The organism is Limnohabitans sp. MORI2, from assembly GCF_027925025.1.
Classification (GTDB): domain Bacteria; phylum Pseudomonadota; class Gammaproteobacteria; order Burkholderiales; family Burkholderiaceae_C; genus Limnohabitans.
On the sequence record NZ_AP027058.1, the window covers coordinates 2,170,790 to 2,189,544 of the forward strand.

The window sequence follows — 18,755 nt, forward strand, 5'->3', positions numbered from 1 at the left end:
GGCTTAATCTTTCAAAGGCGCGACGGCCAACACAGTGTCTAAAGAAGTCGGTGCGAAGTGTTGGCGCACGCGTTGCCACAACGAAGGCTTGGCGCTGTCGTACACCTGAAATTCATATTCGCCACACAGCACCAATCGCTGCGGCTCACCCGCTGTGACACGCGTCAGCATGGGCCCAATCACTTGCGCGTCCACCTGTTGCCACGCTTCTAGCCAACCGATGAGATCTTGCTGCAAAGCACTGTCACGCAAGGTGTGCACCACCGTCGGCTCGGAACGTACAGGCTGTGCTGCAGGTGGCGTGCCAGTGCCATGCACCCAAAACGAGTTGATGCTCAATCGACGACGCTCGTTGACAGGGTGGGTGTAGAGCAACATTTGCATTTCGTTTTGCAAGCGGCGCAGCAGTTGCGCGGCAGGGCTCAACGGCGCCGTGGTGTGGCTACCCACAAGCCAAGGGTCGATGTTGCGGCCAATCACGCGGTCAAGCGAGGCTGTGGGCAAATCAGCAAACAACGCCGATTGCGCCAACCATTGGCCTGGCTTGTAGGGATGCAAGGCAATGCCGTCTTCAGCAAAAAAACCTTGCATCGCTTGAAACAAAGTGGCGTCTGTCTCTGCATCGATCTGCAAATGAGCTGGATCACCTAAGGTGACTTGGCCGTTGCTCACATGCCAGTTGCACAGGCTGATGAAGGCCCAGCCACGCGACGACGTCTCGTCTCCTGCCTCGCACAGGCCATACGCTGCGGCCGTTCGTGCAGCGCTTGGCATGCACCCATCGGCGATGCGCCAGCCCATGGCTTGAGCCCATGAGCGCTCATGGGGCGGCGTCAAGCTGGCCAGCAAAGGGGCTTGCACGGTGTCGGCTTGCACCGCCACGCGCGTGGCCAACTTCAGCCAGTTGCGCAGGTGCGGCAGTTCGGCTTGGACCAATGCTGCGGCTTCGGGGCCTTGCAGGCTCCACAATGCAAAGGGGATCAAGGTGGTGGCACGTCCAACATCGGACGGCGAAGAGCTCAGCACAGAAGTCATACCGCTGATTGTCCTTGATGCAGGATGGCAAGCTGGTCACTACGGGGATAATCCAGCCACATGCAAAACACCTCGACCCGACTCCCCTACGAACTGCTGATTGGCTGGCGTTACACACGCGCGGGCCGAGTGTCGGGACGCAACGGCTTCATTTCGTTCATCTCGGGCGTGTCCATGCTGGGCATCGCACTGGGTGTAGCCGCACTCATCATCGTGCTCAGTGTGATGAACGGGTTTCAAAAAGAAGTGCGTGACCGCATGTTGGCCGTCGTGTCACACATTGAGCTACTCGCCCCGGGTGGCGAAGGCTTTGTCGATGTGAATACCCTGATTACACAAGCCAAACAAAACACAGAGGTCGTGGCAGCCGCCCCATTTGTGTCGCAGCAAGCCCTGATGGCCCGTGGTGAAGACATGCGTGGCGCAATGGTGCGTGGTATTGCTCCCGAATCCGAAACACAGGTGAGTGACTTCACCTTGCAAATTCCGAGTGAGGTGCGCGCCACCTTGCAAAGCGGCAGCTTCAATGTGGTGCTGGGCGGCGAGTTGGCCATGTCGATGGGCGTGCGGGTGGGTGACCAAATCACGCTCATTGCACCCGGCGGGCAAGTGACGCCCGCAGGTGTGATGCCGCGTTTGAAACAACTCCACGTCTCGGGCATTTTTGATTCAGGCCATTACGAATACGACGCCTCGCTGGCTTTGCTGCACATCGAAGACGCACAACGTATCTTCCGCCTCGAAGCGCCCACTGGCGTGCGACTCAAAATCAAAGACAGTCAACAAGCCCGCAGCGTGGCGTATGACTTGGCCCTGCAACTCGGCCCCGAAGTGATCGTGCGCGATTGGACCCGCCAAAACCGCACCTGGTTTGCCGCGGTGCAAGTGGAAAAACGCATGATGTTCATCATCCTCACCCTCATCGTCGCGGTGGCGGCGTTCAACCTCGTCACCACACTGGTGATGACCGTCACCGACAAACGCGCGGACATTGCCATTCTTCGCACACTGGGCGCAAGCCCCAAAAGCATCATGACCATTTTTGTGGTGCAAGGTGCCACGGTAGGTGTGCTGGGCACGCTGGCTGGCTTGGCGCTGGGTCTGTCGGTGGCCTTCAACATCGACGTCATCGTGCCCGCGATTGAAAACTTGTTGGGGGCGAGCTTCTTGCCGCGAGACATCTACCTCATCAGCCGCATGCCCAGCGACCCGCAAGCGGGCGACATTTGGCCGATTGCCATCATCTCGTTGGTGCTTGCGTTCTTGGCCACCATCTATCCCAGTTGGCGCGCCAGCCGCGTCAACCCGGCTCTTGCCTTGCGCTACGAATAAGGCTTGCGATGACCTACACACCTGTTCTCACTGCCCACCACATCAGCCGACGCTTCACCGAAGGGCCGCTGGATGTCACCGTGTTGCACAACGTTGACCTGTCGGTGAACGCTGGCGAAACCTTGGCCATCGTTGGATCTTCAGGCTCTGGCAAAAGCACCTTGCTGCATGTGCTGGGTGGGTTAGATGAACCGACCAGTGGAAGCGTATCTTTGATGGGCCAGCCATTGGCAGGCCAAAGCGCCTCAGCCTTGGGCGATTTGCGCAACCAGCACCTAGGGTTTGTGTACCAGTTCCACCACTTGCTGCCCGAGTTCAGCGCGCTCGACAACGTGGCCATGCCGTTGTGGGTTCGCCGCATGGACCGCGCAGCAGCCAGCGCACAAGCGCAAGCCATGCTTGAAGCGGTAGGCCTCGGCCATCGCATGCATCACCGCCCTGCCGAGCTGTCAGGCGGTGAACGCCAACGCGTGGCGATTGCCCGTGCGTTGGTGACAAGGCCTGCGTGCGTGCTAGCCGATGAGCCAACTGGCAACTTGGATCGCAATACGGCTGACCAAGTATTTGCCTTGATGTTGCAATTGGCTCGTCAACACAACACCGCATTTGTGTTGGTGACGCATGACAGCGCCTTGGCCGCGCGCTGTGACCGCCAACTGCACCTTGACTCCGGGAAATTGGCGTAAGACGCCAGAGAAACATCACCCGTTGAACAAACGACCACGCGCGTTTTGCGTGATCGCGGCCACACACGGGTGTGAAATACGTCGCTCAACCGACACCGCAAAAAACTCCTCCACCAGTTCGTCCGTGCGGCCTATCACCTGCACGCCAAACTGCGACACGGTCTCTTTTTCTAAGATGCTGGGCGACATGAACACACCTCGTCCTTCTCGGCCAAACGCGGTCATCAACGCACCATCGTCAAACTCGCCGACCACGCGGGGTTGTATTTTGTGACGCACCAGCCAACCATCGAGCTGCTGTCTGACGGAGGAAGCTGAGCCTTGAATCAGCATGGGGGCTTCATGCAAGCACTGCGGAAACCGGCCTTTCAGCGTGGACTTGAGCTGAGGCGTACAAAAAAAACTCATGGGCGTCGTACCCAACGCATGGTTGAACGCCTTCACGCTGATGCGCTTGGAAAGCGGCTCGTCGGCAATCACCAAGTCCAGCCGATGCAAAGCAAGTTGCGCCAACAGGTCAGGAAACTTACCCTCGCTGCCAATCAAGCGCACGGGCTCAACAATCGACAACGCAGGCTCCAGCAATCGATAAGCCACCGACTTGGCCACCGAGTCGGCCACGCCCACCCGAAACTCCAGCGTGCGCACGCCCGCTCGGGGTTGGGTCATGGCTGCTTGCAGCTCAGAACCCAAAGCAAAAATGTCGTCGGCATAACTCAATGCTTTTCGCCCATCTTCGGTCAATTCAAGCTGCCGACCACTTTTACGAAACAACTTGCGGCCCAGACTGTCTTCGAGCAACTTGATTTGTCCAGACAGCGTTTGCGGCGTGATGTGCAACTGTTCACCGGCGCGCATGATGCCGCCTGCACGTGCCGTGACCCAAAAATAATAGAGATGCTTGAAATTCATAGCCTTTATTTAACTTCGATTTTCTCGAACAAATAAAACAATAAATACGAATTTACACGAAGTAATTTTCTGCGTAGAGTTCGCAGTAGTTTGGCAAATCGCCAACTGACAACCGAAAGGAGCACACCATGCGTTTGAGTACCAAAAGTCGTTTTGCCGTCACCGCCATGATCGATATGGGCATGCGTCAACACCTAGGACCGGTGTCACTGGCCGCCATCAGCCAACGCCAGCACATCTCCATTTCGTACCTGGAACAACTCTTTAGCAAAATGCGCCAACACGGCTTGGTGGAAAGCACGCGCGGCCCCGGCGGTGGCTACACCCTCAACCGCGATGCCAACCACATCAGCGTGGCTGACATCATCTATGCGGTCAACAGTCCCGACGAAAAAGAACATGTGTCTGAAGACGCGCAAAAGAATGGCTACGTGTCTACCGAAGCGTTGTGGTCAACTCTGAACCAAAAAATGGAAGACCACATGCAATCCATCAGCTTGCACAGTTTGGTGACGGCGCAGCTTGCTAAAGCAGGTCCTGTCCAAGCCCCGAGTTCACCTAAACGCGGGGTGTTTGCGAAAAAACCGCAAACCATAGACAAACGCACCCAAGTTCCAAACTCTGTTTTTGCATTGGGTCAACTGCTGGCAAACAGTCATTGAACGATGCGCACTAGGAGCACGCACCGCTTTAAAGTTATCGCGTCACTTGACAACGACGACAGGAGGCTTGGCAGCGCTCACCACACGTTGAGAAACGGAGCCCATCAGTAAGTCAGCTAAACCACTGCGGCCTTTGGAGCCAATCACCACCAAATCAAATTTACCGCTGTTGGCGGTCTTGACCACCTCCTGCGCCACATGACCTTGTTTGATGATGGCGTCATGTAACAAGCCTTCTTTGTCCAAATATTTGCGAGCAGATTTCAAGTCAGCATCACTCACTGCTCTTAAATAATCATCCACCTCAGCCTTGCCAACAATTTTTTGTGCATGGCGAAGTCCATGGTCATCATGCACATTGACCAAGGTGATGCGATCCTTGGTACGCAATGCAACCGCCAACTTCGCGGCATACTTGACAGCATTCAACGATGATTTCGAACCATCGACAGCAACCAAAATTTTCATAACCTCTCCTTGTTTGTTAGCGCAGTATCCAGCATACACGCATTCATTCTTTTGACCTTCATCAACTCAACACAAACACCTGCGTGACTTGCATGTCTCGTCTTTTTTTCATTGACACTCACGCGCATTTAGATGCTCCTGAATTTGACGATGACCGCGTCAAAGTGCATCAACGCACCCGCGCAGCTGGCATCGTCACCTGCGTCATGCCAGCGGTGCAAGCCTCGCACTTTGAGACCGTGCGTTTGCTGGCCCACGCACAGCAAGACACGTATGCACTGGGCATTCACCCGCTCTGCACCCCTCAAGCCACCGATGCAGATTTGACGCTACTCAATGCTACTCTGCACGAGCGCCGCGACGACCCGCGTTTGGTGGCCGTTGGTGAAATTGGCCTAGATGGTTTCGTACCCGAGCTCAACACGCCCGACACATACGCAAGGCAACAACAGTTTTACACAGCCCAACTCAAGCTCGCACAAAAATACCAACTGCCCGTCATCTTGCACGGGCGCCGCAGTGCCGACCTGCTGCTCAAAGGCTTGCGTGACACCCCCGTGGTGGGCGGCATCGCCCACGCGTTCAATGGCAGCATGCAGCAAGCACAGGCCTTTATCGCCTTGGGCTTCAAGCTCGGTTTTGGTGGCGCACTCACTTATGACCGTGCTTTGCAACTTCGCCGACTCGCAACCGAGCTGCCGCTGTCAGCCATCGTGCTTGAAACAGATGCACCCGACATTCCACCGCATTGGCTCTACGCCACCGCTGAACAGCGTGCCGCAGGCCAACCGCAAGGCCGCAACGAGCCCGCCGAGCTACCGCGCATCGCGCAAGTGCTGGCAGATCTGCGGGGCATTTCTTTAGAGGCGCTGGCCCAAGCCACCAGTGCCAATGCACGCCAAGCCTTGCCACGCCTACAATGAAGGCGTGCCGTTAAACATCCTCAACGCCGACCTGCATTGCCACTCCGTCGTCTCGGATGGCACCCTCACGCCTGAGCAACTGGCTGTGCGCGCCAAAGCCAATGGCGTAGAACTCTGGGCCTTGACTGACCACGACGAAGTAGGCGGCCAAGACCGTGCACTCGCCGCCGCACAAGCCAACGGTATGAAATACCTCACGGGTGTTGAAATTTCCATCACCTTCGCCAACAAAACCGTGCACATCGTCGGCTTGGGTTTTGACGCACACAACGAACAACTGGTGAAGGGCCTGCGCCAAACACGCGGTGGACGTGGCGAGCGAGCCCAAGAAATGTCAGAAGGCCTCGCCAAAGTCGGTATTCATGGCGCTTATGAGGGGGCTCTGAAATATGCAGGCAACCCCGAGCTGATTTCGCGCACGCACTTTGCACGCTTCCTCGTGGAAACCGGCGCTTGCCAAGACACCAACGAAGTATTTCGGCGCTTCCTCACCGAAGGGAACCCCGGCTTTGTACCGCACCGCTGGGCCACGCTCAAAGATTCGGTGCAGTGGATTGTGCAAGCTGGTGGCATGGCCATCATTGCTCACCCTGCGCGTTACGGCTTCACGCCCAACGAAGAGTTCGCCCTCTTCACCGAATTCAAACACCACGGTGGTCAAGGCGTTGAGGTGGTCACTGGCAGCCATACACCTGCAGAGTACGTGACCTACGCTGACATGGCTCAAGAGTTTGGCCTCTTCGCCTCACGCGGCAGTGATTTCCACAGCCCCGATGAAAGCCGCATTGACTTAGGTACCCTGCCTTGGCTACCTGGTCAACTCACCCCCGTGTGGGAAGCGCTCGCTGAACGAATTCAATAATGGCTCAGTTTCTTCAAGTTCACCCCGACAACCCTCAACCCCGATTGCTCAAACAAGCTGTGCAACTTTTGGAGCGAGGCGGCATCGTGGCCGTACCCACAGATTCGAGCTACGCCTTGGTCTGCCACTTAGATGACAAAGCCGCGGTTGAACAGATGCGCCGCATTCGTCAAGTCGACGAAAAGCACCACCTCACTCTGATGTGCCGAGATTTGTCGGAGCTGGCCAACTATGCCCGTGTGGACAACCGTCAATACCGATTACTCAAAGCAGCCACGCCCGGGGCCTATACGTTCATTTTGGAGGCCACCAAAGAGGTGCCTCGCCGCGTGAGCCACCCGCAGCGCAAAACCATTGGCCTGCGCGTGCCGCTGAACAAAACCTTGCTCGACTTGCTCGAACTCCATGGTGCACCGCTCTTGGCCACCACGCTCATCGCCCCCGGTGAAACCGACCCGATGAACGATGCCGAAGACATCCGCGACCGTTTTGAGCACGACCTCGCCGCCGTGATTGACGCCGGCGCTTGCCCGCTCGAACCCACCACCGTGGTCGACCTCACCCCCATGGACGGCGGGGGTGACCCCGAGGTGATCCGCGAAGGACGCGGCCCGCTGAGCACATTGGGCCTGTGAATGGCTGCGCCCTAGCAACAAAGTGTCGGATGCGACAATGGTGCTGTGAATTTCCCTGAGCTGATTCAAACCATCCTGATCTATGCCTTGCCCGTGGTGTTTGCCATCACGTTGCACGAGGCCGCCCACGGCTATGTGGCCCATAAGCTAGGCGACAACACCGCTTGGATGTTGGGACGCGTCACTTTGAACCCCGTGCCGCACATCGACCCTCTGGGCACGATTGCCGTGCCAGCGCTGCTTTACTTGGCTTCAGGTGGCAACTTTTTGTTTGGCTATGCACGCCCCGTGCCCGTTCGCTTTGGCAATCTGAATCACCCCAAGCGCGACATGATTTGGGTAGCCTTGGCGGGCCCCGCCATCAACTTTGCACAAGCCCTCGCTTGGCTGCTGACGTTCTACCTGTTAAAGGGCTTTGGCGTGACAGAAGCCTACTTTTTAAAAATGAGTTTGGCCGGCGTGATGGTGAATGTGTCCATGTTTGTCTTCAATCTGTTTCCCTTGCCGCCGCTCGATGGTGGCCGTGTGCTGGTAGGACTGCTGCCTTGGCACGCTGCTGTGTGGCTGTCAAAAATTGAAGCTTATGGCATGTACATCGTGCTGGCACTGGTAGCCTTTAACAAGCTAGATGACATTTGGATGGCACCGTTGATGAAGTGGACAGTGTTCGCTTTATCTCTGTTGCTGAGCCCTTTTGAATTTTTATTGAACACCTGATTTTTATAAGTAAGTACGACATGAAAGAACGCGTTCTCTCTGGCATGCGCCCCACGGGTGCTTTGCATTTGGGCCACTACCACGGCGCTTTGAAAAACTGGGTGCGTTTGCAATCCGAAATGGATTGCTACTACTTCGTGGCCGACTGGCACGCCCTCACCACCCACTACGAAAACCGCGAGGTGATCGAGAAGAACGTCTACGAGATGGTGATCGACTGGCTCGCTGCCGGCCTCGACCCCAACGCTTGCACCATCTTTTTGCAAAGCCGCATCCCTGAGCACGCCGAGTTGTTCACCCTCTTGGCCATGGGCACACCGCTGGGTTGGTTAGAGCGCGTGCCGACCTACAAAGATCAACAAGAAAAGCTCAAAGACAAAGACCTGTCCACCTACGGCTTCTTGGGCTACCCCCTGCTACAAGCCGCGGACATCTTGATTTACAAAGCCAAGCACGTGCCCGTGGGCGAAGACCAAGCCAGCCATGTGGAGCTAACGCGCGAAGCCGCACGCCGCTTTAACCATTTGTATGGCCGCGAAACCAATGCTGAAGAAAAAGTGCAAGCGTCTTTGGCCAAGCTGCCCAAAGACAGCGTCAAGCGTTTTGAAAAATCACGCAAGACCTACCAAGAAACAGGTGACGCCAAAGCCATGGAAGGCGCGCTGGGCTACATTGCCACCGCACCCGAACTCGACGAACAAGATCGCGAGCGCCTGAACGGCTATTTCAAAGGCACTGGCAAGATCATCTTGCCCGAGCCACAAGCGCTACTGACAGAGGCCAGCAAGCTGCCAGGCCTGGACGGCGCGAAGATGAGCAAGAGCTACAACAACTCGATTGCTATTCGCGAAGACCGCGCCACCATTGAGCAAAAAGTCAAACGTATGCCCACCGACCCCGCGCGCCAAAAGCGCACCGATGCGGGCGACCCGGACAAGTGCCCCGTGTGGCAATTCCACATGGTCTACAGCAGCGAAGGTCAACGCCAGTGGGTGGCCCAAGGTTGCAAGACTGCAGGTATTGGCTGCTTAGAATGCAAACAACCCATCATTGATGCCATCTTGCTAGAGCAACAGCCGATGCTCGAACGTGCAGAGCCGTACATCACCAACCCCAAAGTGGTTCGTGATATCGTGGACGCAGGTACTGAAAAAGCTCGCAAAACTGCGCGTGAAACCATGTTCGATGTTCGGTCCGCAATGGGGCTAAACTACTAATATTGATTCAGGAGTAATAAAAATGAGTATGTACATCATTGACGACCATCCTTTGGTCCGCCAAGCCATCGCCATGTTGTTGCGCCGCATGCGTCCCGCGTCCAAAGTTGTTGAGTTGGAAAAGTTCAGCGAACTGCAGGCTGCCATCATCAAAAACGGGGATCCTGAGCTGTTTGTGCTCGACTTGTTGTTGCCCGGCGTGAAGGGCACTTCTGCTGTCAAAGAAATCAAAACCATGTACGCCACTGTGCCCCTGGCCGTGATTTCAGCCATGCCTGCCGGTGAAGCCGAAGAAACCTGTATCGAAGCGGGTGCTGACATCTACATTGAAAAGTCCACGCCTGCCAACGAAATCTCCTCAGCCATCCAAGGTTTGTTTGCCGCAGAGCATGGCGACGACGAGCCCGCCGTGGCAGTGGGCGAAACCAAATTGTCCAAGCGTCAAAAACAACTCATCGTCATGTTGGACCGAGGCCTGAGCAACCGCGACATCGCAGCCGAACTCGACATCAGCGAACACACGGTGAAAGTCCACTTGTGGCGTTTGTTCCGTCGCTTGGATGTGAAAAGCCGCACGCAAACGCTGCACTTTGCACGCACCAACGGCCTGCTGTAATTCACAGCGCCCGCAAAAAAGCCCCGCATGCGGGGCTTTTTTGCGGGCTTTACAACCACGGGCTTAAGGCGAGGCTTGCAAGGTATCTCGCACCATCAAGTTCAAACCTTTGCTGCCTGGTTTGACAGGCGTGAGACTCACACCATAGTCCCTAGGTTGGGCTGTGGCTTGGCCGCTCTTAGAAATACGCACGCGCACCGTCACCTCATCCATACCCGAGAGTTTGACGTTGGGGCTCATAGCCATGCTGTCGTCAAGCGTGAAGTCGAGCGGTAATTTGTCTGCGGTGGTTCGCAAAATAGCAATTGGCATGCGCGAACCCGTCACGGGGGTGGCATACACAAACACCGTGTCGGTGGGTGCCACCAAGCCTTTGAGCTCTTTGACCAAAGTCACACGTCCGCTGATACTGCTAGCAGCGAGCGCAATTTGGTTGTCTTGCGCCTGAGCAGGGGCATTGGTGGCGCGTGGAGGAATAGCAGGCAAGCCCAGCTTTTCGCGAGCTTCGGCAATGGCCCGATCGAGCTCGGGTGCGTCAGGTGAATCAGCCGGCACGACTTCGCGTGCACGTTCCCAATAGCGCAGAGCTGTATTGAAATTCATCTCCGCATACGAGGCACTACCCGCTAAGAAGAGCGCATTGAGGTGGAGAGGATCTGCCGTCAGCACACGCTGAATGATGAGCCATGGCTCGCCAGCGAAGCTACCCCCATTTTTCTGCGCCAACACTTCGGCACGTTCAATCGATAGGTTGTCGTCTCGACTCAACGCCAACGCTTTGGCGTAAGCCTCTGCAGATTCTTCATAGTGACCACGTGCACGCTGCACACGCCCCAACATGACCCATCCTTCCATGCTATTGGGCTCATCTTGCAAGCGACGCGTGAGTGCAATGGCCATCTCCGTCAGCTTTTCCGGCGTCACTTCAGAGGACGATCCAACACCTTGCTTCAATGCGAGGGGGTCCAGCGCGGCAGGCTCACCCAAAACGCTGTACATCAGCATCGAGGCCACAGGCACGACGAACACCATCGCGCCTATCGCTAGCCAAGGCTTACGCCAAACCACAGGCGAAGAAGCCGGACCTGCATCAGCACTGGTCTGCGGGGCGGCCTGTGCATCGACATCAATCAACAAGCGTTGAGACAACTCATCACGCGCCACTTTGAGCTCTTCGTAGCTGAGGTTGCCCATCACAAATTCACGGTCGAGCTCCTCCATTTGGTCACGGTACACCGCTGCATTGGCCTGCGCCAAGTCGTCTATGCCATTCTCAAATTGGGCGGTTTGACGCGCCCCTTGCTCAGAGCCTCGCCACAGAGCCACACTCAGCACGAGCAAGACGACTGCCAGCATGGCAAAAGCCACATAAATAAAACTGAGTGCGGGATTCACATCAACCTTTCAACAGCTGCTTGGCGCGTTCGCGCGCTTCGTCGCTCAATACAACAGGCGCAGCCATGGTGCGGCGCTGACGCAAATAAAGACCCAAGCCAACCGCGGCCATCACAAACAATAGAAATGGACCGAACCACAACACCCAGGTCAAAGGTTTGACTTCAGGGCGATAAAGCACAAAGTCACCATACCGGGCAACAAGGAAGTCTTTGATTTCTTGGTCTGACTTGCCCGAGCGAATCAGCTCTCGCACCTCTTGACGCAAGTCGTCGGCCAGCTCGGCATGCGATGAAGCCAATGACTCGTTTTGGCAAACCAAGCAACGCAGCTCTTGCGAGATATCCACCAGTCGGGCTTCGAGTTTTGGATCTTCAGCCATCAGAGGTGCTTCGCGGCTTGCTTGAAATTCAGCCGTTTGTGCCACGGCCAGATGGGGCAACACACACCCAACAGCCAGCGAGATGCTGGCAACCAACACAGCCTTCAGCATCCAGCGTTTCATGACTTGTTCAACTCCGAAATCAAGGGCAAGATTTTTTCAGCCAGCAACGCAGGTGACACAGCGCCCACGAACTTGTAGCGAATCACACCGGCCTTGTCGATCACATAGGTTTCGGGTACGCCGTAGACACCGTAGTTGATGCCCACACGACCATCCATGTCCATCGCCGAGGTCACATACGGGTTGCCATGCCGCTTGAGCCACACCTCACTGCGTTCGCGGGCGAGCTTGAGCTTTTCATCAAAAGGCGCTTTGTACGCGGGGTCTTGCGGCTGAATTTCTTTGTAACTCAGACCCACGATAGGCACTTGATTCTTCTCAGCAAAGGCCACCAATACTGGGTGTTCTTCTCGACAAGCCACACACCAAGTGGCCCAGACATTGAGCATCCACACTTGCCCTTGCATGTCAGAGGGTGAAAACTTGGCATCGCCCCCATCCAAGGTGAACAACGTGAAATGCGGGGCAGGCTTGCCAATCAAAGGCGAAGGAATTTCGCGAGGGTCACGTTTCAAACCCACGGCTAGGAATACCACCAAAGCGATGAACAGCACCAGTGGAATCAAGACTTTTTTCATTTGCGATACCTCCGGTCCAAAGCTGCCATGAGGCCACCCAAGACCATCAACACAACGCCTCCCCACAACCACGGCACAAAGGGTTTGTAATACACGCGCATGCTCCACTCGCTGCGTGCATCGTTCAAGGGTTCACCTAAGGAGACATACAAGTCACGCATGAACCCCGAGTCAATACCTGCTTCGGTCATGGGCATGGCCGATGAAAAATAGCGGCGTTTTTCCGGTTGCAAAATTTCAATGACCTTGTCATTGCGCAGCACTTGTACATCAGCGCGCACGGCCTTGTAGTTGGGGCCGCGCACTTCGTCGAGTGAATTCAAGCGGAAGGTATAGGGTGCGATGGTGACCACATCACCAATTTGCATGCGCACATCGCGCTCGACCTCGTAACACTTCACACCGGTGATACCTATCACCAACACCGCCATACCGAAGTGGGCGATGTGCTGACCCCAAAACGAGGCTGGAATGCGTCCTGGCTTACTCACGCGCGCCAGCACTTGTTGTGCTGTCCCTAAAGCCACCCAGCAACCGAGAAACAAACCGAACGCAGCACCCAACGACCAACCACCCAGCACAAATGGCAACAGCACGGCCAAAGCTGCCGCGCCCGCCAATGTCCAGCGCAGCTGATGCGCGATCTCACGTACATGGGCATCACGCCAACGCGCCACAGACCCTGGAATGATGAGAAATACCACAGGCACCAACAGCGGTGCAAACACGGCATTGAAATACGGAGGCCCCACAGATAACTTGCCCAAGTTGAGCGCATCAATGATGAGTGGATAAATCGTGCCCAGCAAGACCGCCGCTGTAGCCACCACCAGCAACACACTGTTGGCCAACAAGAACGATTCACGCGAAACCAACTCCATACGACCGCCCAAGGCCACACGCGGTGCACGCCAAGCAAACAGGGTGAGCGAGCTACCGACCACCACAGCCAAGAAAATCAAGATGAACACACCACGCTTGGGGTCTGACGCAAACGCATGCACAGAGGTGAGCACGCCCGAGCGAACTAAGAACGTGCCTAGCAAAGACAACGAGAAAGCCGCAATCGCCAGCAACACCGTCCACGCCTTGAAGCTGCCGCGTTTCTCCGTCACCATCAATGAATGAATCAGCGCCGTGCCCACCAACCAAGGCATGAGAGAAGCATTTTCAACGGGGTCCCAAAACCACCAACCACCCCATCCGAGTTCGTAGTAGGCCCACCATGACCCCAGACCAATACCGAAGGTGAGAAACATCCACGCCACCACCGTCCAAGGACGTGACCAACGTGCCCAGGCCGCATCCAAGCGACCGCTCATCAACGCAGACACGGCAAATGCAAATGCCACTGCCATGCCCACGTAACCCATGTAGAGCATGGGCGGGTGAATGACCAAGCCTGGGTCTTGCAGCAAGGGGTTCAAATCGCGGCCATCTAAGGCCGCTGGCAGCAAGCGCTCAAAGGGATTGGAGGTGGTCAAGATAAAAAGCAAGAAACCCACCGAAATCAAACCCAGCACGCCAATCACGCGAGCCACCATGTCGAGCGGCAAGCTGCGCGAGAACACCGCAACTGCCACCGACCACATGGACAACAACAACACCCACAGCAAGAGTGAGCCTTCATGACCACCCCACACCGCAGCAAACTGATAGGGCTTAGGCAACAACGAGTTGGAATGTTGCGCCACATACTGCACCGAAAAATCATTGCCTAAGAACGCAGCGGCCAAGGCCCCAAATGCAAAGGCTACCAACACAAATTGCAATGCGGCAGTTGGACGCGCCAAGGACTGCAAAGTCACTCGTGTTTGCTGCGAGGACACCAAAGTGCCGGCAATGGGCAACACCCCCTGCATCAACGCCACCACAGTGGCCAAGATGAGGGCGAAATGACCGATTTCTGGAATCATGGTTTGACCTTCAGGGACTGCGCGGCTTTGGCGGCAGCGGCTTGGTCCATCGCATGCTGCGCTTCGGGCGGCATGTAGTTTTCATCGTGCTTGGCCAACACCTCGCTGGCCACAAAGACGCCGTCGTCACCCAACTTACCTTGCGACACCACGCCTTTGCCCTCTTTGAACAAATCAGGCAACAAGCCTATGTAAGTCACAGGCATTTCATGTGCGGTATCTGTGATGACAAAGCGCACAGTGTTGCCGTCACGGACCAAGCTGCCTTCTTTCACCATGCCACCCGCACGGAACACACGGCCTTTGGGCGCTTCCCCGTTGCTCACTTGCGTGGGCGTGAAGAAAAACACCAAATTGCTTTGGAAGGCGTTCAGCACAAAAGCTGCTGCCGCGCACAGCACCACAATGCCAGCGGCAATCAGTGCAAATCGTTTGGTTCTGGGTTTCATCACATCAATTCTTCAACAGGTAATTGAGCCACAGCCAGCTCGGCTTTCAATTGATTCAGCACAACGCGGTGCGCCCAACGGGCTTGCCACACTTCCACGGCCAAGAGCAAAGCGGTCACACCCACGCTGCCCCACACATACACGGCATAGCCGCCCATGGCCCAAAACTGACTCCAGCTCTCCCACCTCATGCTTTCACCTCGTCAAGTTCGTGCACCCAAGTGGCATGGCTCTCACGCTGCAAGATGAGCGTGCGCACGCGGTACAGCACCAGCGCCACGGTGTAAAACCAAAACGCCAGCGCCATCAGCAACATGCTCCACAACATGATCTCGGCCATGCTGGGGGCTTTGGTGAGTGACACCGAGGCACCTTGGTGCAAGGTGTTCCACCACTTCACTGAGAAATAAATGATGGGCACGTTGATGGCACCCACGATGGCAATGAGCGCGCCCGCACGGTCGCTGCGGCGTGTGTCGTCAATCGCGGAGGTCAAGGCGATGTAGCCGAGGTACAAGAAAAACAAAATCAGCTCAGACGTGAGGCGTGCATCCCACACCCACCACGCGCCCCACATGGGCTTGCCCCACAGTGCGCCGGTCCACAGCGAGAGAAATGCAAACAAGGCACCCGTGGGTGCCAAAGCGCGGGTCATCATGCCCGACAAGCGGGTGTTGAAGGTCAGACCCAGCACGCTCCAAAACGCCATGGCCAAGTAAATGACCATTGACATCCAACTCGCAGGCACGTGCACGAAGATGATGCGGTAGCCCTCGCCTTGCTGAAAGTCGGTCGGGGCCACAGCAAAGCCCAGCCACATGCCCACTAGCATCAAGACTGTGGCAAGCACCGCAAACCAAGGCCACGCCTTGCCCGCCAACCCATAAAAGGTTTGCGGCGCAGCGTAGTGAAACCAATTGATATTCTTCATTCCAACGCGATCCTTAAAGCCGCTGCACATGCAAACGGGCTGAAAAAGGCTGCAGGCAACAGCATGGCCATCAAAATTGAAAAATGCGCCTGTGCGCCTAACCCACTGGCTTGCGCTTCCACCGCACCCGCGCCAAACACCAGTACAGGGATGAACAAAGGCAACACCAACAGCGACAACAACACGCCACCGCCACGCACACCCAAGGTCAAGGCAGCACCAATGCCGCCCACCAAAGACAAAATCGGCGTGCCCAACAATAGGGCCAAGGTGAGGGTCAGCAGTGCATCCGCCGAGAGGTCAAACTGCAACCCCAAAACTGGCGCCAATAATACCAACGGCACCCCTGAGACCAACCAATGCGCCAGCAGTTTGGCGCTGATGAGTAAGGGCATTGGCGTAGGCGACAAAGCCATTTGTTCCAGCGTGCCGTCGCGGTAATCCGCCTCAAACAAACGCTGCAAGGCCAGCATACTCGACAGCAGTGCCCCCACCCACAAGACGCCAGGTGCAACCAAGCGCAAGGTGTTCAGCTCTGGGCCAATGCCCAGCGGAAACAAGGCTGCGACCACCACAAAGAAAAACACCGCTGTCAGCACCTCGCTCTTGCGGCGCATGGCCAAAAGCAAGTCGCGCCGTAACACGGCCATGAACGCGCCGCCACTCATGCCACGCCTTTCAGTCGGTAAGTTTGCACATCGACCGATGTGCCGTTGGCGCTGTTGAGCGCCACAGGTTGATGGCTGGTGAACAACACCATGCCGCCATTGGCCACATGCTCGGTCAACAAACCACGCAAGCCATCCACCGCTTTGACATCCAAAGCTACAAAGGGCTCGTCCAACACCCACAGCGGCGCTTGACTAGCCAGCAAACGGGCCAAGGCCGTGCGGCGCTTTTGACCTTGCGACATGACACGCAGCGGCAAGTGCTCGCGCCCACGCAGCCCCATGCGGGCCAAGGCGACCAAGGCTTGTGCCTGGCTCAACTCACGGCCCGACACCGCGGCATCGGACATCAGGTTTTCCAAAGCGGTCAGCTCTTCTTTGAGCGACAAACCGTGGCCCAAATAAAACAAAGACGAACGAAAGGCAGTCGCGTTTTGCTGAATGGTTTTGTCGTGCCAACACACCTCGCCCGCATCAGCAGGTGACAAGCCGCAGATGATGCGCAGCAAACTGGTTTTGCCTACGCCGTTGTCACCCTCAAGGTGCAGGGTTTGACCGGCTTTGAGCTCAAAGCTGACGTCAGCAAACAGCGGCTTGTTGCCACGACTGCATGAGAGGTTGGAGACGCGCAGCATGGTTTAAATGAAGGTCCCTGCGCAGGTCAGCACTTGGCCGCCTGTGCTCATCTTGAAACGTGCAATCCCTGCGCTGCGGGTGGTGTTGACACCACCGAGGTCGAGCTTGCGCACACCGCGCTCGCGCAACTCTTCGATGCCTTTCCACAAAATTAGGTTGTGGGCATGCAAGTCACGGCCTGCGTCGCTGGTCCAACCCACTTGGTAGGTGGCGGCTTCGCCATGGATCAAAAACATCATGCCGGCCACACGGTCGCGGCCCACGTCAGCACGCATGGTCAAAATCGTTTTAGCCGGTTGTTGGCGCGAGGGCACATACAGATCGAAGAACTGCAGCGGCAAACCGTGCAAGCCGCGTTGCTCACGCTGCTGCATTTCAGCGTCGAGCAACCAACGGTATTGGCCCGCATTGGTACCTACGCGGTGAACGGTGAGCTCCGAGTTTTCAGCACCGCCTAGGCGGTGACGCCAGCGTTTGTCGAGCTGCGCGCGCAATTCGTCCATCGACAAAGTGAGGTCGAGCATCACCGTACTGTGGCCTGTCATGACGCGACGCCAGCGCGAGAGGCCCAACTCGGGGCCTTGCGCTTCTAGCGGCGTGAACGCGACCACGCGCAAGTTCTTCAACGGTATCGTCCTCTTGAGCGCCTTGTAAACACGCGATTTATCAGCACCCGACAAAGGTTGCAGCCACACAGGCCCGAGCGAACACAGCGCCATATGGGCCAAGCCACCCACCATGCGGCGCACGATGAACTGGGCCAAAGCCACAGGTGCACCGTCTTGTTCAACGTACGCGCGGAGCACACCGACGCCCAGCGTTTTCATGCATGCACCATAGGCCCAGTCTTGCTGCAAGGGTGCAGCAGCGGCAGCATGGTGTGCATCCCACTCGGGATAGCTCAGGGTGTCCCAGTTGACTTTCATGCGCCTAGAATCCTCACACCATGTTGAACAAACTTCGCCTTCGCCGACAAGCTGAGACCGTGATGGGCCATCGCTTGGAAGAACCTCGACTCACGTTGGTGTTTGTGCTGTGGGTGTTTGTGTACGTGGGTTTGCCACTGCTGGTCATCAGCAGCGTGATTGATTTGCTCATTCAGCAAATCACGGGCAACTGCACCGGTTTTTGGTGCTGGTTTTAAACACTGAGCCATCGCTGTTTGCACGGCCTCAGCGGGGCACGCTGCATGGCCCTGTGATGTTGATGCGAACCTTCTTACCCATGTAGGTGGTGTCGTGATAAGCACTCACGATCACGGTGGCTTGCTCAATGCGAATTTCTGACTCTGCGCCCGTGACCTTGTGTTTACGGAACGCGCCCATCTCTTTGGCCGTGGTTAAGTTTTTGCCTGTGAATTCTTCAGTGGCCAAGCTGTTGGCGATCAAGGTGTAAGGCTCAGGGCCATTCATTTTCAAGAAGATGTTTTTGCCCATGGATTGAATCTCAATCACCACTTTTTGTGGCTTGATCTTCACATCTTCAGCCGCTGGAATCGTCGCTTCAACCTCACATGGCATTTTGAAAGTTTGGGCAAACGCAGGCATGCCAAGCAAAGCCACTGCGCACAGCACGGCTTGTAGCAAACGGTTGAGGTTCATGGTCATAGTTC

Annotated in this window: 24 protein-coding genes; 10 read left to right on the forward strand and 14 right to left on the reverse strand. The window is 56.3% G+C overall.

Features of this window, described 5'->3' with window-relative positions; all coding sequences use genetic code 11:
• Positions 1–3 precede the first annotated feature (3 nt).
• On the reverse strand, positions 4–1,035 hold the full coding sequence (locus tag QMG27_RS10320) for a hypothetical protein (protein ID WP_281811049.1): 1,032 nt from the start codon (positions 1,033–1,035) through the stop codon (positions 4–6).
• Positions 1,036–1,095: 60 nt separating this feature from the next.
• Here QMG27_RS10320 and QMG27_RS10325 point away from each other — a divergent pair, with 60 nt between their 5' ends.
• Complete coding sequence (locus tag QMG27_RS10325; RefSeq protein WP_281811051.1) at positions 1,096–2,367, forward strand: lipoprotein-releasing ABC transporter permease subunit; 1,272 nt, start codon at positions 1,096–1,098, stop codon at positions 2,365–2,367.
• Positions 2,368–2,375: 8 nt separating this feature from the next.
• On the forward strand, positions 2,376–3,053 hold the full coding sequence (gene lolD, locus QMG27_RS10330) for a lipoprotein-releasing ABC transporter ATP-binding protein LolD (RefSeq protein WP_281811054.1): 678 nt from the start codon (positions 2,376–2,378) through the stop codon (positions 3,051–3,053).
• Positions 3,054–3,068: 15 nt separating this feature from the next.
• On the opposite strand, the gene nhaR is transcribed toward lolD, so the two are convergent.
• Complete coding sequence (nhaR, locus tag QMG27_RS10335) at positions 3,069–3,965, reverse strand: transcriptional activator NhaR (RefSeq protein ID WP_281811056.1); 897 nt, start codon at positions 3,963–3,965, stop codon at positions 3,069–3,071.
• 128 nt (positions 3,966–4,093) lie between these two features.
• On the opposite strand from nhaR, the gene QMG27_RS10340 reads away from it, so the two are divergent.
• The gene (locus QMG27_RS10340; RefSeq protein ID WP_281811058.1) at positions 4,094–4,627 is read left to right on the forward strand and encodes an Rrf2 family transcriptional regulator; all 534 of its coding nucleotides are present in this window, start codon (positions 4,094–4,096) and stop codon (positions 4,625–4,627) included.
• A 42-nt stretch (positions 4,628–4,669) separates the two neighbouring features.
• On the opposite strand, the gene QMG27_RS10345 is transcribed toward QMG27_RS10340, so the two are convergent.
• A complete protein-coding gene (locus tag QMG27_RS10345; RefSeq protein WP_281811060.1) occupies positions 4,670–5,095 on the reverse strand; it encodes a universal stress protein in 426 nt (141 codons plus the stop codon).
• Between the two features lie 92 nt (positions 5,096–5,187).
• Here QMG27_RS10345 and QMG27_RS10350 point away from each other — a divergent pair, with 92 nt between their 5' ends.
• From QMG27_RS10350 to QMG27_RS10375, 6 genes are read left to right on the forward strand one after another with little or no spacing between them, the layout of a single operon-like run.
• Positions 5,188–6,018 (forward strand): TatD family hydrolase, encoded by an 831-nt coding sequence (locus QMG27_RS10350; protein ID WP_281811062.1) that lies wholly within the window; start codon positions 5,188–5,190, stop codon positions 6,016–6,018.
• On the forward strand, positions 5,987–6,880 hold the full coding sequence (locus QMG27_RS10355; protein ID WP_281811064.1) for a 3',5'-nucleoside bisphosphate phosphatase: 894 nt from the start codon (positions 5,987–5,989) through the stop codon (positions 6,878–6,880). The genes QMG27_RS10350 and QMG27_RS10355 overlap by 32 nt, the downstream gene beginning before the upstream one ends.
• Entirely contained in the window at positions 6,880–7,515 is a 636-nt protein-coding gene (locus tag QMG27_RS10360; protein ID WP_281811066.1) for an L-threonylcarbamoyladenylate synthase, read from the forward strand. The genes QMG27_RS10355 and QMG27_RS10360 overlap by 1 nt, the downstream gene beginning before the upstream one ends.
• Before the next feature lie 45 nt (positions 7,516–7,560).
• Complete coding sequence (locus QMG27_RS10365; RefSeq protein WP_281811068.1) at positions 7,561–8,232, forward strand: site-2 protease family protein; 672 nt, start codon at positions 7,561–7,563, stop codon at positions 8,230–8,232.
• A 20-nt stretch (positions 8,233–8,252) separates the two neighbouring features.
• Positions 8,253–9,449 carry a tryptophan--tRNA ligase gene (locus QMG27_RS10370; RefSeq protein ID WP_281811070.1) on the forward strand — a complete coding sequence of 399 codons (1,197 nt, stop codon included), beginning with the start codon at positions 8,253–8,255 and terminating at the stop codon, positions 9,447–9,449.
• A 22-nt stretch (positions 9,450–9,471) separates the two neighbouring features.
• Positions 9,472–10,065: a response regulator transcription factor gene (locus QMG27_RS10375; protein ID WP_281811072.1), complete on the forward strand. Its 594-nt coding sequence runs from the start codon at positions 9,472–9,474 to the stop codon at positions 10,063–10,065.
• Positions 10,066–10,128: 63 nt separating this feature from the next.
• Here the strand turns inward: QMG27_RS10375 and ccmI are convergent, their stop codons facing one another.
• From ccmI to QMG27_RS10425, 10 genes are read right to left on the reverse strand one after another with little or no spacing between them, the layout of a single operon-like run.
• Entirely contained in the window at positions 10,129–11,460 is a 1,332-nt protein-coding gene (gene ccmI, locus QMG27_RS10380; protein WP_281811074.1) for a c-type cytochrome biogenesis protein CcmI, read from the reverse strand.
• Between the two features lies 1 nt (position 11,461).
• Positions 11,462–11,965, reverse strand: a complete 504-nt coding sequence (locus QMG27_RS10385) for a cytochrome c-type biogenesis protein (protein ID WP_281811076.1) — start codon at positions 11,963–11,965, stop codon at positions 11,462–11,464.
• On the reverse strand, positions 11,962–12,543 hold the full coding sequence (locus QMG27_RS10390; RefSeq protein WP_281811078.1) for a DsbE family thiol:disulfide interchange protein: 582 nt from the start codon (positions 12,541–12,543) through the stop codon (positions 11,962–11,964). The genes QMG27_RS10385 and QMG27_RS10390 overlap by 4 nt, the downstream gene beginning before the upstream one ends.
• Entirely contained in the window at positions 12,540–14,459 is a 1,920-nt protein-coding gene (locus QMG27_RS10395; protein ID WP_281811081.1) for a heme lyase CcmF/NrfE family subunit, read from the reverse strand. Before QMG27_RS10395 ends, QMG27_RS10390 begins: the two co-directional genes overlap by 4 nt.
• Positions 14,456–14,908, reverse strand: coding sequence for a cytochrome c maturation protein CcmE (ccmE, locus tag QMG27_RS10400; protein WP_281811083.1), 453 nt, complete (start codon positions 14,906–14,908; stop codon positions 14,456–14,458). The genes QMG27_RS10395 and ccmE overlap by 4 nt, the downstream gene beginning before the upstream one ends.
• Positions 14,908–15,099 (reverse strand): heme exporter protein CcmD, encoded by a 192-nt coding sequence (ccmD, locus tag QMG27_RS10405; RefSeq protein ID WP_281811085.1) that lies wholly within the window; start codon positions 15,097–15,099, stop codon positions 14,908–14,910. The genes ccmE and ccmD overlap by 1 nt, the downstream gene beginning before the upstream one ends.
• Positions 15,096–15,839 carry a heme ABC transporter permease CcmC gene (gene ccmC / locus QMG27_RS10410; protein ID WP_281811087.1) on the reverse strand — a complete coding sequence of 248 codons (744 nt, stop codon included), beginning with the start codon at positions 15,837–15,839 and terminating at the stop codon, positions 15,096–15,098. The genes ccmD and ccmC overlap by 4 nt, the downstream gene beginning before the upstream one ends.
• A complete protein-coding gene (gene ccmB / locus QMG27_RS10415) occupies positions 15,836–16,507 on the reverse strand; it encodes a heme exporter protein CcmB (protein ID WP_281811089.1) in 672 nt (223 codons plus the stop codon). The genes ccmC and ccmB overlap by 4 nt, the downstream gene beginning before the upstream one ends.
• Positions 16,504–17,142: a cytochrome c biogenesis heme-transporting ATPase CcmA gene (gene ccmA / locus QMG27_RS10420; RefSeq protein ID WP_281811091.1), complete on the reverse strand. Its 639-nt coding sequence runs from the start codon at positions 17,140–17,142 to the stop codon at positions 16,504–16,506. The genes ccmB and ccmA overlap by 4 nt, the downstream gene beginning before the upstream one ends.
• Positions 17,143–17,145: 3 nt before the next feature.
• Entirely contained in the window at positions 17,146–18,069 is a 924-nt protein-coding gene (locus QMG27_RS10425) for a GNAT family N-acetyltransferase (RefSeq protein WP_281811093.1), read from the reverse strand.
• 20 nt (positions 18,070–18,089) lie between these two features.
• On the opposite strand from QMG27_RS10425, the gene QMG27_RS10430 reads away from it, so the two are divergent.
• A complete protein-coding gene (locus QMG27_RS10430; RefSeq protein WP_281811095.1) occupies positions 18,090–18,287 on the forward strand; it encodes a hypothetical protein in 198 nt (65 codons plus the stop codon).
• 28 nt (positions 18,288–18,315) lie between these two features.
• On the opposite strand, the gene QMG27_RS10435 is transcribed toward QMG27_RS10430, so the two are convergent.
• Complete coding sequence (locus QMG27_RS10435) at positions 18,316–18,750, reverse strand: hypothetical protein (RefSeq protein WP_281811097.1); 435 nt, start codon at positions 18,748–18,750, stop codon at positions 18,316–18,318.
• Between the last annotated feature and the right edge of the window lie 5 nt (positions 18,751–18,755).

Bases quoted from the DNA above. Each gene is read 5' to 3' on its own strand.
- QMG27_RS10320 (WP_281811049.1), bottom strand. From the start codon at position 1,035: ATGACTTCTGTGCTGAGCTCTTCGCCGTCCGATGTTGGACGTGCCACC.
- QMG27_RS10325 (WP_281811051.1), top strand. From the start codon at position 1,096: ATGCAAAACACCTCGACCCGACTCCCCTACGAACTGCTGATTGGCTGG.
- lolD (WP_281811054.1), top strand. From the start codon at position 2,376: ATGACCTACACACCTGTTCTCACTGCCCACCACATCAGCCGACGCTTC.
- nhaR (WP_281811056.1), bottom strand. From the start codon at position 3,965: ATGAATTTCAAGCATCTCTATTATTTTTGGGTCACGGCACGTGCAGGC.
- QMG27_RS10340 (WP_281811058.1), top strand. From the start codon at position 4,094: ATGCGTTTGAGTACCAAAAGTCGTTTTGCCGTCACCGCCATGATCGAT.
- QMG27_RS10345 (WP_281811060.1), bottom strand. From the start codon at position 5,095: ATGAAAATTTTGGTTGCTGTCGATGGTTCGAAATCATCGTTGAATGCT.
- QMG27_RS10350 (WP_281811062.1), top strand. From the start codon at position 5,188: ATGTCTCGTCTTTTTTTCATTGACACTCACGCGCATTTAGATGCTCCT.
- QMG27_RS10355 (WP_281811064.1), top strand. From the start codon at position 5,987: ATGCACGCCAAGCCTTGCCACGCCTACAATGAAGGCGTGCCGTTAAAC.
- QMG27_RS10360 (WP_281811066.1), top strand. From the start codon at position 6,880: ATGGCTCAGTTTCTTCAAGTTCACCCCGACAACCCTCAACCCCGATTG.
- QMG27_RS10370 (WP_281811070.1), top strand. From the start codon at position 8,253: ATGAAAGAACGCGTTCTCTCTGGCATGCGCCCCACGGGTGCTTTGCAT.
- QMG27_RS10375 (WP_281811072.1), top strand. From the start codon at position 9,472: ATGAGTATGTACATCATTGACGACCATCCTTTGGTCCGCCAAGCCATC.
- QMG27_RS10385 (WP_281811076.1), bottom strand. From the start codon at position 11,965: ATGAAACGCTGGATGCTGAAGGCTGTGTTGGTTGCCAGCATCTCGCTG.
- QMG27_RS10390 (WP_281811078.1), bottom strand. From the start codon at position 12,543: ATGAAAAAAGTCTTGATTCCACTGGTGCTGTTCATCGCTTTGGTGGTA.
- QMG27_RS10395 (WP_281811081.1), bottom strand. From the start codon at position 14,459: ATGATTCCAGAAATCGGTCATTTCGCCCTCATCTTGGCCACTGTGGTG.
- ccmE (WP_281811083.1), bottom strand. From the start codon at position 14,908: ATGAAACCCAGAACCAAACGATTTGCACTGATTGCCGCTGGCATTGTG.
- ccmD (WP_281811085.1), bottom strand. From the start codon at position 15,099: ATGAGGTGGGAGAGCTGGAGTCAGTTTTGGGCCATGGGCGGCTATGCC.
- ccmC (WP_281811087.1), bottom strand. From the start codon at position 15,839: ATGAAGAATATCAATTGGTTTCACTACGCTGCGCCGCAAACCTTTTAT.
- ccmB (WP_281811089.1), bottom strand. From the start codon at position 16,507: ATGAGTGGCGGCGCGTTCATGGCCGTGTTACGGCGCGACTTGCTTTTG.
- ccmA (WP_281811091.1), bottom strand. From the start codon at position 17,142: ATGCTGCGCGTCTCCAACCTCTCATGCAGTCGTGGCAACAAGCCGCTG.
- QMG27_RS10425 (WP_281811093.1), bottom strand. From the start codon at position 18,069: ATGAAAGTCAACTGGGACACCCTGAGCTATCCCGAGTGGGATGCACAC.
- QMG27_RS10430 (WP_281811095.1), top strand. From the start codon at position 18,090: ATGTTGAACAAACTTCGCCTTCGCCGACAAGCTGAGACCGTGATGGGC.
- QMG27_RS10435 (WP_281811097.1), bottom strand. From the start codon at position 18,750: ATGACCATGAACCTCAACCGTTTGCTACAAGCCGTGCTGTGCGCAGTG.